The sequence below is a fragment of the Streptomyces sp. NPDC107538 genome (genome assembly GCF_055657445.1).
This window is the reverse complement of sequence record NZ_JBVKAY010000005.1, coordinates 451,023-464,380: the sequence shown is the minus strand read 5'-3', so window position 1 is coordinate 464,380 and position 13,358 is coordinate 451,023. Positions and strand designations below refer to the sequence as shown.

Here is a 13,358-nt window from a genome sequence, read left to right as displayed (position 1 = left end):
CCTCCGCCTCACCGGGCCGGTCGCCGATCCGGTCGCCGATCGTCCGGGGCGGGGGCGGGCGGTGGCTCGGGCGGGCGGCGGTGGGGGAGGAGGAGCAGCGGGGTCGCCAGGAGGAGCAGGCCGCCTGTGGCGATCGCGGTGCGGGGGGTGGTGACGGCGGCGAGGAGGCCCCAGAGGGCGGTCATGGCGGCGGTGGTGAGCTTGCCGGTGACGGACCAGGCGGTGAGGGTACGGGCGACGCGGTCCGGCGGGGTCCGGGTGAGGCGCTGGGTGGCCAGTACGGGGTTGAAGACGCTGATGCAGAGGATCAGGCCCAGCTCGACGACCATGACGAGCACGAGGCCGGCGGGGCCGGGCCCGATGAACGCCAGCCCCAGCCCCCAGCACGCCCGCAGGGTTCCGGCGGTCCGGACGACCTTGCGGTGACCGTGCCGGGCGACCAGGCGGGGGGAGAGGCGGGAGCCGATCAGACCGCCGAGGCACGGGACGGCGAAGGCGAGGCCGTACTGCCAGGGCGCGAAGCCGAGTTGACCCACCATGAGGACGAGCAGCAGCGGTGCCGGGGCCATGATCAGGGCGTTGACCAGGACGGAGTTGAGGAAGAGGGGGCGCAGGGCCGGGTCGCGGAGGATGAACCGCCAGCCGTCGAGGAGATCGCCTGCGCGGAGGCGGGGGGTGGTACTCGCGGCCGGTTGGGCGGCAGGTTTCGCGGCCGGTTTCGCAGCAGGCTTCGTGGCCGGTTCCGTTCGGGCCGGTCGGGGCTCTTTGCCGTCGATCTTTCGGAGGCCCGCTGCTGAGAGGAGGTAGCTGGTGGCGTCGATCAGGAGGGTGATGACCGGGCCGAAGAGGCCCATCGCGGCGCCGCCGAGGGGTGGGCCGAGCATGGTCGTGGTCCAGGTCGTGGCCTCGAAGCGGCCGTTGGCGGCCACGAGGTGCTCCGGGGGGACCAGAAACTTCAGGAAGGCGCCGCTCGCCGCGGTGAAGGTGATGTCGGCCACGGCGACGACCATGGAGACCAGGAGGAGTTGGGGGAAGGTGAGCAGGTCGAGGACGTAGGCCGCCGGGACGGTCAGCAGGGCGGCGCAGCGGACCAGGTCCGTCGTGATCATCACCGGGCGCTTGGGGCGGAACTCCACCCAGGGGCCGAGCGGCACGGCCACCACCGCGCCCACCGCCAGGCCGGTCGCCGCCAGCACGGAGACCTCCGCCGGGCCGACGTCCAGGACCAGCACCGCGATCAGGGGGAACGCGTCGAACGACAGCCGCGTACCGAACGCGCTGACCGCGAACGCCGCCCACAGCCACCGGAACTCCCGCCCCAGCCCACGGTCCCGCCCGGCTCGCGCCATCCCCACCCCACCCCGCGTTCGTCACCGCCCGTCCGACCGGGACATCCAAGCGAGGGGGAGGCGGCGGATCAAGTAGGGGACGGCGGGCGGAACGGGTGGGGCGGTTACGGCACCTCGTACGGGCCGCCGAGGTCCCACGCCTCGTGCATCGCGTTGGCGAACGTCGCCGCGAGCTTGTGTTCGCCGGAGGTGTTGGGGTGGGTGCCGTCGTAGGTGTCCCGGTGGATGTCGTACGACGGGGGCGGGGAGGCGAGGAGGAGGGGGGAGCGGGGTTCGTCGAGGTCGGCGGCCGTCTTGGCGAGGAGTTCGTTGAAGCGGGCGACCTGGGCGGCGAAGGGGGCGTCGGTCTCGGCGCGGACGTTCGGGGTGACCGGGAGGAGGACCATGCGGATGCGCGGGTTCGCCTCGCGGGCGGACTCGACGAAGCGGCGGGTGTTCTCGGCGGTCTGCTCGGCGTTGGTGTAGAAGCCGAGGTCGATGAGGCCGAGGGAGACAAGGAGCACGTCGGCCCGGTGGGCGCGGACCGCGTCGGCGATCAGCGGGGCCATGTGCAGCCAGCCCTCGCCCCAGCCCGCGAGGTGGGCGCGGGGGAAGCGGGGGTCGGGGTCGGCGTACTCGTACGACGTCGGCGCGTTCGTCGCCTTGTCGTAGAGCGTCTCGCGTGGGCCGACGATTTTGAACGGGCCGTCGTACGTGGTGCGCAGGTGCTCCCAGAGCCGGAAGCGCCATGTGTGTTCGCCCGCGCTCCCGATCGTCATGGAGTCGCCTACGGGCATGAACCTGAGCATCCGCTCATCATGAACGATCGCTACCGGTTGGTAGGTGGCCGCGGCCTACTGGACGTTGTGAACCTGGCCACGTGCGCCCCAAGGGGTGGGGTCAGGGGTGCGTCGGCGGGTGCGGGTCCGGTGGGGGCTGGTCGCGCAGTTCCCCGCGCCCCTAAAAGACACGGCCCTGGCGGGCCGTGAAAAAGCAGGGGCGCAGCCCCGCTTTTTCAGGGGCGCGGGGAACTGCGCGAGAAGCCCCACGCACCCGCACTCGACCACGCACCCGACACCCCCACGGCGCTCCCCACCCCCACCCAGCGGAGCGAGATGGCAGGCTTGGCCCCATGCGCCGTCGCCCCCTCCACCCGCTCCGCCGCCTCCGCGCCGGCTTCGCCGGTCTCGCCGCCCTGCTGCTCGCCGCACTCCCCGCCGCGCCCGCGTTCGCCGATGACGACGGGTTCACGATGAAGGACTCGCGGATCACCGAGTCGAGCGGTCTCGCCGCGTCGCGTCAGCACCCGGGGGTCTACTGGACCCACAACGACAGCGACGACGGGGCCTTCCTCTACGCCGTCGACAGCAAGACCGGCGAGACGGTCGCCACGGTCACCATGACGGGCGTCGGCACCCCGCGTGACGTCGAGGCGATCTCCATGGGCCCGGACAACAAGCTCTACGTCGGCGACATCGGCGACAACCTCGGCGGCACCTGGGCGTACGTGTGGATCTACGAGCTGCCCGAGCCCAAGGAGTTGAAGGACCAGACGATCAAGGCCACGCAGTACGTCGTGAAGTACGAGGACGGGGCGCGGGACGCGGAGGCGCTGATGGTGCATCCGAAGACCGGGCGGGTCTACATCGCCGACAAGAACGAGGCGGGCGGGTCCCTGTACGAGGGGCCGGCCGAGCTGTCCGCCTCCGGCACGAACGTGTTCAAGAAGGTCGCCGCCGTGCCCGATCTGGAGGTCACCGACGGCGCGTTCTCACCGGACGGCAAGCAACTCGCCCTGCGCGCCTACTTCGGCGGCATCCTCTACGACTGGAACGGCGGCAAGATCAAGAAGGTCGAGAAGCTGAGCGTGCCCCTGCAGCGGCAGGGGGAGTCGGTGACCTTCGAGACGGACGGCTCGAAGATCATGTACGGCAGTGAGGGGTCCGGCAGTTCGGTCGTCGCCCGGGACGTGCCCGGCGGTGGCTCCGGCAGCGGCGGCTCCGGTTCGTCCTCCGGCTCCTCCGACGGAGACGGTTCGGGTACGGCCCAGGCCGACGGCGAGGGCACCAGCTCCACCTTCAAGGTCGGCGCGCTCGCCGTCGGCGGTGCGATCGTCGTCGTATGGGGCTTCAAGCGGCTGCTGCGCCGACCGTCGTCCTGAGCCGCCCGTCATTCTGAGCCTGAGCCGACCGTCGTCCTGAGCCGACCGTCGTCCTGAGTCACCCCTCCGTGCCCGTGCCCGCGTCCGCGTCCGTGCCCGCGCCCCGGCGTCCCACGAACGCCTCCAGCCCGTCCAGGAGGCGCTGGAGGCCGAACTCGAAGTGGTCGAAGGCCGTGCCGAAGGCGTCGTCGGAGAGGCCGGCGAGCAGGGGATAGCGGCCGGAGGTCATGAGTTCCGTGAGGACGGGTGCCTGGGCCTGCCAGAACTCCGCGTCGGTGAGGCCCGACCGGTGCTCCGCCTCCTGCTGGTAGAGCTGGGTACGGGCGGCGCCGACGACATACCCGTCCACGGCGACGATCGCGGAGATCAGCTCGGGGTCGGTCAGCCCCATCGACTTGATCCGGGAGAGCACCTTCTCCATGCCGTCCAGGGCGCTCGGGCCGAGGACCGGGCGGGACTGGTTGACCTGGAGCAGCCACGGGTGGCGGCGGTAGAGGGCGAGGGTCGCGCGGCCCATGGCCTCCAGGGCGGAGCGCCAGCCGCCGTCGCCGAGGTCGGCGGGGTTCTGCGAGGGCCGCTGGACGTGGTCGAGCATCAGGTCCAGCAGTTCGGCCTTGCCGGGGAGGTACCGGTACAGGGACATGGCGCCGGTGCCGAGTTCGGTGGCGACCCGGCGCATCGACAGGGCGTGCAGCCCCTCCGCGTCGGCGACCTGGACGGCCGCCTCCACGATCCGCTCCAGGGTGAGCCCCGGCTTGGGTCCGCGGCTGGGCCGCCGGCCGGTGTCCCACAGCAGCTGCAGGGTGCGCACGATGTCGCCGCTGCCGCTGGTCTCCGTACCGTCGGCGGTACCGCCCTTGCCCCTTGTCATGGCCCCGAGTTTAGGTCCTCGCGGAAAAACTGGGTACGTCGTACGCGTAATCGGGTACGGTGTACCCAGTTCTGATCGGAAGGGGGACCCATGAGCGACGGACGCTACGGACGCGGCGGAAGCGACGGAAACAGCGGAAGCGGGGCCGGGGGCGGCGCCGCGTACGCCGTGCGGGCGGAGGGGCTGGAGAAGCAGTACGGGGAGAAGCGGGCGCTCGACGGCTTCGACCTCACCGTCCGCGCGGGCACGGTGCACGGTCTGCTCGGCCCGAACGGCGCGGGCAAGACCACCGCCGTCCGCATCCTCTCCACCCTGCTGCGCCTGGACGGCGGCCGGGCGACGGTGGCCGGTCTCGACGTGGCGGCGCACCCGCGCGAGGTGCGGGCCAGGATCGGCCTCACCGGTCAGTACGCCGCCGTGGACGAGGTGTTGACGGGGCGTCAGAACCTGGAGATGTTCGGCCGGTTGTTCCATCTGGGAGGGAAGCGGGCGAAGCTGCGGGCCGTCGAGCTGCTCGACCAGTTCGACCTCACCGACGCCGCCGACAAGGGTGTGGGCAAGTACAGCGGCGGCATGCGGCGCCGGCTCGACCTCGCCGCGTCGATGATCCTCGCCCCCGCCGTGCTCTTCCTCGACGAGCCGACGACCGGCCTCGACCCGCGCAGCCGGGGCGAAGTCTGGGAATCCGTACGGGCGTTGGTGGCGGGCGGTACGACCGTGCTGCTCACCACGCAGTATCTGGAGGAGGCCGACCGGCTCGCCTCGCGCATCACCGTGATCGACCAGGGGCGGGCCATCGCGGACGACACCCCGGATGGGCTGAAGAGCACGGTCGGCGGGGACCGTATCGAGGTGGTCGTCGCCGAGCGCGCCGACATCCCGCGCGCGGTGAAGGTCGTCGCCCGGGTCTCGGACGGTGAACCGGAGTCGGACGAGACGGAGTTGCGCGTCCACGCGCCCGTGACCGACCGCGTCTCGGCCCTCACCGAGGTGGCCCGCACCCTCCAGGACGAGGGCGTACGGGTCGAGGACATCGGCCTGCGCCGGCCCAGCCTGGACGACGTGTTCCTGCGCCTGACCGGCCACCGCACGGAGACGACCACCGACCAGGACGCGAACGAGAAGGCGAACGAGAACGCGAACGAGAAGGCGAAGGGGGCCGCCGTATGAGCATCGTCGAGCCGAACACCGTGGACGCGCGCGCCGTGGACGCGCGCGCCGTGGACGCGGGCGCCGTCGACCTGGCGGTGCCGGGTACGCGCGGCCGTACGTACTGGCTGCTCGCCGACGTCTGGAACATCGTCCGCCGCGGCCTCACCCACTACCAGCGCCAACCCGTCAACATTGCCTGGCAGTTGGGCTTTCCCATCGTGTCCGTGCTGCTGTACGGCTATGTCTTCGGCAGTGCCATGAAGGTGCCCGGTGGCGGGGACTACCGGGACTTCCTGATGCCGGGCATGTTCGTGATGACGATGGCCTTCGGGTTCATCAACACGGCGACGCTGGTGGTGTACGACTCCACCAAGGGGGTCATCGACCGGTTCCGCTCCATGCCGATGGCTCCGTCGGCGGTGGTCGCGGGGCGGGGTGTGACCGATCTCCTCGCGGCCTGCGCCGAGTTGGCCATCATGATGCTGACGGCCTTCGCGATGGGCTGGCGCCCGGACGCCGGACTCGGCTTCCTGGGCGCGTTCGGGCTGCTGCTCTGGCTGCGCTTCGCACTGATCTGGATCGGGGTCTGGCTGGGCCTCATGGTCCCCAACCCGGAGGCGGCGGGCGGTCTCTTCGCGGTCGCCTTCCCGCTCACCATGATCTCCAGCATCTACGTCGCCCCGCAGCTCATGCCCGACTGGCTGGGCTGGATCGCCGCGTGGAACCCGATCTCCTCCACGGCCGCCGCGTCCCGCGAGCTGTTCGGGACACCGGTCGGCGGCGGGGACTCCTGGGTCGAGCAGCACGCTCTGCTGATGGCCGGGGTGTGGCCGATGGTGCTCACGCTGGTGTTCCTGCCGCTGGCGGTACGGAGGTTCCAGAAGCTGAGCCGGTGACGCGGGTCGTCATGGCCATGTGTCGGGGCGTCCGGTGTATCAGGTGGCGCCGGACGCCTTGACGTGTTCATGCGACCTGTCTTCCATGGGAGGTGCGGGTGGGTGGGAGCGCTCCCACCGGTTCCGGGCCCGGGCCTCCCAAGGAGGAAGCAGCGATATGTTCCGCATGTTCCGCAGCTTACGGAGAACCCTGGGCGCCCTGTGCGCGGCCGCCGCCGTGCTCGCGCTGCCCCTGACCGGCGCGCACCCCGCAGCGGGGGCGGACGCCGGTACGGCGGCGGCCGGTGCCGGTTACTGGCACACCAGCGGCCGGCAGATCCTGGACGCGAACGGCCAGTCGGTCCGGATCGCCGGGATCAACTGGTTCGGCTTCGAGACCGCCAACCACGTCACCCACGGCCTCTGGTCCCGCGACTACAAGAGCATGATCGACCAGATGAAGTCGCTGGGCTACAACACCATCCGGATGCCCTACAGCGACGACATCCTCAAGCCCGGCACCATGCCCGACAGCGTCAACTACTCCGACGGCAAGAACGCCGACCTCCAGGGCCTGACCTCCCTCCAGGTCCTGGACAAGATCGTCGCGTACGCCGGTCAAACCGGCCTGAAGGTCATCCTCGACCGGCACCGTCCGGACGCGGCGGGGCAGTCGGCCCTCTGGTACACCTCGGCCGTCCCCGAGACGACCTGGATCACCAACCTCAAGGCGCTGGCGACCCGTTACAAGGGCAACTCGACGGTCGTCGGCATCGACCTCCACAACGAGCCGCATGATCCGGCGTGTTGGGGCTGCGGCGACACGGCGAGGGACTGGCGGCTGGCCGCCCAGCGCGCCGGAAACGCGGTCCTCTCCGTCAACCCGGACCTGCTGATCCTCGTCGAGGGCGTCCAGACGTTCAACGGTGTATCGGGCTGGTGGGGCGGCAATCTGATGGGCGTGGCCCAGTACCCCGTGCAGCTGGACGTGTCGAACCGGGTGGTGTACTCGGCCCACGACTACGCCACGAGTGTCGCCCAGCAGAGCTGGTTCAGCGATCCGTCGTTCCCGGCCAACATGCCCGGGATCTGGGACCGTTACTGGGGCTATATCTTCAAGCAGAACATCGCCCCGGTGTGGGTCGGCGAGTTCGGTACGACCCTCCAGTCCACGATCGACCAGCGCTGGCTGGCGGCCCTGGTCACGTACCTCCGCTCGACCTCCACGTACGGCAACGACTCCTTCCACTGGACCTTCTGGTCCTGGAACCCCAACTCCGGTGACACCGGCGGCATCCTGAAGGACGACTGGCAGACGGTCGACACGGTCAAGGACGGCTATCTGACGAGCATCAAGGCGCCCGGCTTCCCGCCGGGCAGCGGTGATCCGACCGACCCCGGCGACCCGGGCGATCCCGGTGACCCCGGCGGCGGGACGCCCGCCTGCACCGCCGCCTACACCGTCACCAGCGACTGGGGCAGCGGCTTCAACGCCGACGTCAAGGTCACCAACTCCGGTACGTCCGCGATCACTTCCTGGAAGGTCACCTGGACCTGGCCCGGCGCCCAGCGGGTGACGAACATGTGGAACGCGTCGCACACCCAGAGCGGCGCCACGGTCACCGCCACCAACGCCGCGCACAACGGCGCGCTCGCCGCAGGCGGTTCGGCGACCTTCGGCTTCGGGGGCGCGCCCGGGGGCGGGGGTGCGCCGAGTGTGAGTTGTACGGCTGCGTGAGGGGTGCGGCCGCGTGGGAGGGGGTGCTCGGTGGTTGCCGGGTGCCCCCGGCGGCGTAGATCAACTGCGGTCGGGAGGGGGCGGGTTGGGACCGGGGGCAGGCTGTAGTGTCCTGTCGCGTGCTGGCTGAACGACGACACCGACTCATTCTGCGGGCCCTGCGTTCCGGCGGCACGGCTTCCGTGGCCGGTCTTGCCGAGCAGCTCGGGTCCAGTGCGGCGACGATCCGCCGGGATCTGCTGAAGCTGGAGGCGGACGGGCTGCTCACCCGGGTCCACGGCGGGGCGGTCGTCGACGATCGGCCGGCGCCGTTCGACGAGGCCGCCGAGGTGCTGGTCGCGGAGAAGGACGCCATCGCCGCCCGGGCCGCCGCCCTGATCGAGGACGGTCAGTCGGTCATCCTCGACAGCGGTACGACGGTGCACCGGCTGGCCCTCCAGCTGCACGGCCGTCGGCTCACCGTGATCACCAACAACCTCGCCGTGTACGACGAACTCGTCGACGACGAGGCCGTCGACCTGATGCTGCTCGGGGGCATGGTCATCCGAGAGTCCCGCATGCTGGACGGGTTCATGGCGGAGGACAACCTGCGGCAGGTCCATGCCGACTGGCTGTTCATGGGTGCCTGTGGTGTCCGCCCCGGGGGCCAGGTCATGGACACCACCGTGGCCGAGGTGCCCGCCCGGCGTGCCATGATCGCGGCCGGGGACAAGGTCGTCCTGCTGGCCGACCGGAGCAAGTTCCCCGGCGACGGCATGGTGAAGATCTGCGGCCCCGAGGACCTGGACGCGCTCGTCACCAACGCGCCGGAGGGGGACGCGACCTGTGTGGCCCTGCGGGAGGCGGGGGTGGACGTGATCCGGGCGACCGGGACGGAAGCGGAGTAGGCGGGGCGGGCGGGCGCGGTTCTCGCTACGAGCCCTAGGGCCCTTCTGATGGACCCTAGAGCCGGCTGAGGGCCTGCATCGCCTCGCGCTCGATACGGGCGAGGTCGTGGAGGGTGGAGGCGGCCTGGGTGAGGGGCACCGTGCCGTCGGATTCGGCGGCTGTCGCGATGAGGGTGGCCACCTGGGTCCAGAGGGTGGCGGCCTCGGTGTACAGGGTGTGGCCGGTGCGCAGGTGGGGGCTGTCGATCAGTTGGGCGGACTCGGCGAGGAAGTCCCGGTAGAGGTTGCGGAACAGGGCTCCGCCGGTGCCGGCCTGCTCCATGAGGACGGCCGTGCGGCGCATGCCCTCGCGTGGATCGCCGTCGCGCCGCGGCCACTTCGGGAGCTGCCGGGCGGTCTTCTCGATGCCCCGGTGGCCCAGGTTCGCGATGGGCGGGTTCAGGAAGGCGGCGGCGCAGGCCCTGATCGCGGGGATGATCCGGTCCCGCGGTGCGGGCGGCGGGCCGCCGGGGGCCGTGAGGGTGAAGGAGCGGTGCCGGGCGGTCATGGGGCCGCGTGCGGCTCGGGCGTCGGCCAGCGAGGCGAGGCTCGTGGTGACGGCTCCGCCCTGCGGGGCGGTGTCCACCAGGTGGGCGACCTGGTCGTCGTAGCCGTACATCGCGACGACGTGTCCGCCGAAGTGCACCTTGGTGCCGAAGTAGTCCAGGTGGTAGCTGTCGAGCTGGAGGCCGACGGGGCGGCCGGTGTCGAGGGACGCCGTCACGTTCTGCCAGGCCTTGCGCGGAGAGGTGGTCTCCTCGACCGTCAGATCGAACCTGAGGGTGGCGGCGAGGTTTCTGGTCAGTTCGAAGGGCTTGACCCGGCCGCCGAGGAAGGGGAAGTCCATCGCCTTGCTGTCCCAGTAGACGAAGGACAGCCCGGAGCCGAGGCCGAACAGCATGGGCTCGGAGAGGTCGACTCCCTCGTGCCGCAGGAGCACACCCAGCGCCGTCGTCTCGCAGTGCCGCATGCCACGGGCGTCGACGCCCTCCACCATGACCATGCGGCTCATTCTCCTTCACCTCGCTTCTTCATCTCGTGTCCCGGATGGATTCAACTGCCCCATTCTGTGAGGTTCTTGAGTGGATCCAATGACTCAATTCGGTCAAGTCTTCGTCTAATGAGTGCGTGTGTGGGGTGCTCTTCCGGAACCATGCGGCACGGGCCGCGTACCTCGCGGACCTGAACCCCCCTCATCGTTCTGAGAGATGTCTATGAGAAGAAGCGCAGCCGTGTTGAGCGGTGCCATCGTGGTCCTGGCCGGGACGGTCAGTGCCGTTCCCGCCAACGCCAGCGGGGCGTCCGCCGCGGGCAACACCGTCCAGGCCGCCGCCGCGAAGGTCGCCTGGAAGAAGTGCGCCACGGACAGCTCCCCGACGCTGCAGTGCGCGTCGGTGAAGGTGCCGCTCGACTACGCCAAGCCGAGCGGGAAGAAGATCACGCTGGCGCTGACCCGCGTGCCGCACACCTCGAAGACGTACCAGGGCCCGCTGCTGGTCAACCCGGGCGGCCCCGGCGGCAGCGGTACGGGTCTGGCCTCGTTCGTGGCGTCCTCGCTGCCGAAGAAGGTGGCGGCGCAGTACGACGTCATCGGCTTCGACCCGCGCGGCGTCGGCGCGAGCAAGCCCGCCCTGAACTGCAAGCCGGGCTACTTCAACCCCGTGCGCCCGGACTCCGTGCCCAGCACCGCCGCGATCGAGAAGGCGAACGTCTCGCGCGCCCAGTCCTTCGCCAAGGCCTGCGGCACGAAGTACAAGGACGTCCTGCCGTACATCAACACGATCAGCGCCGCCAAGGACCTGGACTCGATCCGTAAGGCCCTCGGCGCGAAGAAGATCAACTACTTCGGCTACTCGTACGGCACCTACCTCGGCGCGGTCTACGCCAAGCTGTACCCGACGCGGGTGCGGCGCCTGGTGCTGGACTCGATCGTCGACCCGACGGGCGTCTGGTACGAGGACAACCTCGACCAGGACTACGCCTTCGACAAGCGCCACAAGGCGTTCACGAAGTGGGTCGCGAAGTACAACTCCACGTACAAGCTCGGCACCGACCCGAAGAAGATCGAAGCCAAGTGGTACGCCATGCGGGCGGCCCTCGCCAAGAAGCCCGCGGGCGGCAAGGTGGGCGCCTCCGAGCTGGAGGACACCTTCATCCCGGGCGGCTACTACAACGGCTACTGGCCCTTCCTCGCCGAGGCGTTCGCCGCGTACGTGAACGACAAGGACGCCGACCCGCTGGTCGAGGCGTACGAGAACTTCGCCGCCATCGACGCCTCCGGTGACAACGGCTACAGCATCTACACCTCGGTGCAGTGCCGTGACGCGTCCTGGTCGCGCGACTGGAAGAAGTGGCAGAAGGACAACTGGGCGGTCTACAAGAAGGCGCCCTTCATGGCCTGGAACAACGCCTGGTACAACGCGCCGTGCGCGTTCTGGCCGACCAAGTCGCTCAAGCCGGTGAACGTCGCCAACTCCAAGCTCCCGCCGGTGCTGCTGTTCCAGGCGACGGACGACGCGGCCACGCCGTACCAGGGCGGTGTCACCGTCCACAAGCTGCTCAAGAACTCCAGCCTGGTCGTCGAGCAGGGCGGCGGCAACCACGGCATCTCGCTGAGCGGCAACAGCTGCCTCGACAAGCACCTGGCCACCTACCTCACCAACGGCAAGGTGCCGCGCGGCAAGGGCACGGTCGACGCCACCTGCAAGAAGCTGGCCGACCCCAAGCCGGCGGCCCCGCAGGAGGCTTCGGCCCAGTCGACGCTGAGCTCGGTACAGGGCCCGACCGCGACCAGCGGTGAGACCCTGCACGGGATACTCGGCTTCCGCGGCTGAGCATCGCCGTCACGGTGAAGCACGCGAAGGGCGCCCGGCATGTGCTGCCGGGCGCCCTTCGGTGTCGTACGAGACGGTGTTACAGCTTCTCGATCACGTGGTCGACGCACTTGGTGAGGGCCTCGACGTCCGCCGGGTCGATGGCCGGGAACATGGCGACGCGGAGCTGGTTGCGGCCGAGCTTGCGGTAGGGCTCGGTGTCGACGATGCCGTTGGCGCGCAGGACCTTGGCGACGGCGGCGGCGTCGATCTCGTCCGAGAAGTCGATCGTGCCGATGACCTGGGACCGCTTGGCCGGGTCGGTGACGAAGGGGCTCGCGTACTTGCTCTCCTCCGCCCAGGTGTACAGCCGGGTCGAGGAGTCCTTCGTCCGGGCCGTGGACCAGCTCAGACCGCCCTGGCCGTTGATCCACTTCAGCTGCTGGTCGAGCAGGAAGAGGGTGGCGAGGGCCGGGGTGTTGTACGTCTGGTTCTTACGGGAGTTGTCGATCGCCGTGGGGAGGCTGAAGAACTCCGGGACGTGGCGGCCGGAGGCGTGGATCCGCTCGGCGCGCTCGATGGCGGCCGGGGAGAAGACGCCGATCCAGAGGCCGCCGTCGGAGGCGAAGGACTTCTGCGGGGCGAAGTAGTAGACGTCGGTCTCGGCGATGTCGACGGGCAGGCCGCCGGCGCCGGAGGTGGCGTCGACCAGGACGAGGGCGCCCTCGTCGGCACCGGACACGCGCTTGATCGGGGCGGCGACACCGGTGGAGGTCTCGTTGTGCGTGTAGGCGTAGACGTCTACGCCCGCCTCGGCGGCCGGGTCCGGGTGGGTGCCGGGGTCGGAGGAGACGACGGTGGGCTCGGCGAGCCAGGGGGCGAGCTTCGCGGCCTTGGCGAACTTCGAGCTGAACTCGCCGAAGGTCAGGTGCTGGCTCTTGTTCTCGATCAGGCCGTGCGTCGCGACGTCCCAGAAGGCCGTGGAGCCGCCGTTGCCGAGGACGACCTCGTAGCCCTCGGGGAGGGAGAACAGCTCGCTGATGCCCTCACGGACCTGGCCGACCAGGTTCTTCACCGGGGCCTGGCGGTGGGACGTGCCGAGCAGAGAGGTACCGGTGGCGGCCAGCGCGTCCAGCGCGTCCGTCCGCACCTTGGAGGGGCCCGCGCCGAAACGTCCGTCGGCGGGCTTGATGTCAGCGGGGATCTGGATATCAGCCACGGCGCGAGCCTATCGGCTCCGGGAAACGGGGGTGAAACGTCGTCCGTCGGGTGAGATGGGGTCGGGCGCGTCGTAGCTCGGGGGTGCGGGTCGCTTTTTCGGGTGCGGGTGCGGGTGCGGGTGCGTGGGGCTTCTCGCGCAGTTCCCCGCGCCCCTGAAAAGCAGGGGCTGCGCCCCATGCTTTTCAGCGCCGCCGCCGGTCACCTTTCAGACCGCGCAGGGCTGGTCTTCCAGGCCGCGGAGGGAGTGGTCTTTCAGGCCCGCAGGGCCTGGGC

11 protein-coding genes are annotated in these 13,358 nt (G+C 70.3%); 6 read left to right on the top strand and 5 right to left on the bottom strand.

Features of this window, described 5'->3' with window-relative positions:
- Nucleotides 1–8 precede the first annotated feature (8 nt).
- Together ACZ7MG_RS20455 and ACZ7MG_RS20450 are read right to left on the bottom strand one after the other, a co-directional pair.
- Nucleotides 9–1,349: an MFS transporter gene (locus ACZ7MG_RS20455; protein WP_471388994.1), complete on the bottom strand. Its 1,341-nt coding sequence runs from the start codon at nt 1,347–1,349 to the stop codon at nt 9–11.
- 104 nt (nt 1,350–1,453) lie between these two features.
- A complete protein-coding gene (locus tag ACZ7MG_RS20450) occupies nt 1,454–2,137 on the bottom strand; it encodes an SGNH/GDSL hydrolase family protein (protein WP_471388997.1) in 684 nt (227 codons plus the stop codon).
- 323 nt (nt 2,138–2,460) lie between these two features.
- Between ACZ7MG_RS20450 and ACZ7MG_RS20445 the strand changes: the two genes are divergently transcribed.
- Nucleotides 2,461–3,489: a WD40 repeat domain-containing protein gene (locus ACZ7MG_RS20445; RefSeq protein WP_471388999.1), complete on the top strand. Its 1,029-nt coding sequence runs from the start codon at nt 2,461–2,463 to the stop codon at nt 3,487–3,489.
- Nucleotides 3,490–3,547: 58 nt separating this feature from the next.
- Here ACZ7MG_RS20445 and ACZ7MG_RS20440 read toward each other — a convergent pair whose 3' ends face one another.
- Nucleotides 3,548–4,360, bottom strand: a complete 813-nt coding sequence (locus tag ACZ7MG_RS20440; protein WP_471389002.1) for a TetR/AcrR family transcriptional regulator — start codon at nt 4,358–4,360, stop codon at nt 3,548–3,550.
- 90 nt (nt 4,361–4,450) lie between these two features.
- On the opposite strand from ACZ7MG_RS20440, the gene ACZ7MG_RS20435 reads away from it, so the two are divergent.
- From ACZ7MG_RS20435 to ACZ7MG_RS20420, 4 genes are all read left to right on the top strand, one after another.
- Nucleotides 4,451–5,530, top strand: coding sequence for an ATP-binding cassette domain-containing protein (locus ACZ7MG_RS20435; RefSeq protein ID WP_471389005.1), 1,080 nt, complete (start codon nt 4,451–4,453; stop codon nt 5,528–5,530).
- Nucleotides 5,527–6,408, top strand: coding sequence for an ABC transporter permease (locus ACZ7MG_RS20430; RefSeq protein ID WP_471389008.1), 882 nt, complete (start codon nt 5,527–5,529; stop codon nt 6,406–6,408). Before ACZ7MG_RS20435 ends, ACZ7MG_RS20430 begins: the two co-directional genes overlap by 4 nt.
- Nucleotides 6,409–6,574: 166 nt before the next feature.
- Complete coding sequence (locus ACZ7MG_RS20425; RefSeq protein WP_471389178.1) at nt 6,575–8,125, top strand: cellulase family glycosylhydrolase; 1,551 nt, start codon at nt 6,575–6,577, stop codon at nt 8,123–8,125.
- A 119-nt stretch (nt 8,126–8,244) separates the two neighbouring features.
- Nucleotides 8,245–9,012 (top strand): DeoR/GlpR family DNA-binding transcription regulator, encoded by a 768-nt coding sequence (locus ACZ7MG_RS20420; RefSeq protein ID WP_471389011.1) that lies wholly within the window; start codon nt 8,245–8,247, stop codon nt 9,010–9,012.
- A 55-nt stretch (nt 9,013–9,067) separates the two neighbouring features.
- Here the strand turns inward: ACZ7MG_RS20420 and ACZ7MG_RS20415 are convergent, their stop codons facing one another.
- Nucleotides 9,068–10,054 (bottom strand): BtrH N-terminal domain-containing protein, encoded by a 987-nt coding sequence (locus ACZ7MG_RS20415; protein WP_471389181.1) that lies wholly within the window; start codon nt 10,052–10,054, stop codon nt 9,068–9,070.
- A 211-nt stretch (nt 10,055–10,265) separates the two neighbouring features.
- Here ACZ7MG_RS20415 and ACZ7MG_RS20410 point away from each other — a divergent pair, with 211 nt between their 5' ends.
- Nucleotides 10,266–11,885 (top strand): alpha/beta hydrolase, encoded by a 1,620-nt coding sequence (locus tag ACZ7MG_RS20410; protein WP_471389014.1) that lies wholly within the window; start codon nt 10,266–10,268, stop codon nt 11,883–11,885.
- 79 nt (nt 11,886–11,964) lie between these two features.
- Here the strand turns inward: ACZ7MG_RS20410 and serC are convergent, their stop codons facing one another.
- Entirely contained in the window at nt 11,965–13,083 is a 1,119-nt protein-coding gene (serC, locus tag ACZ7MG_RS20405; RefSeq protein WP_471389017.1) for a phosphoserine transaminase, read from the bottom strand.
- Nucleotides 13,084–13,358 lie beyond the last annotated feature (275 nt).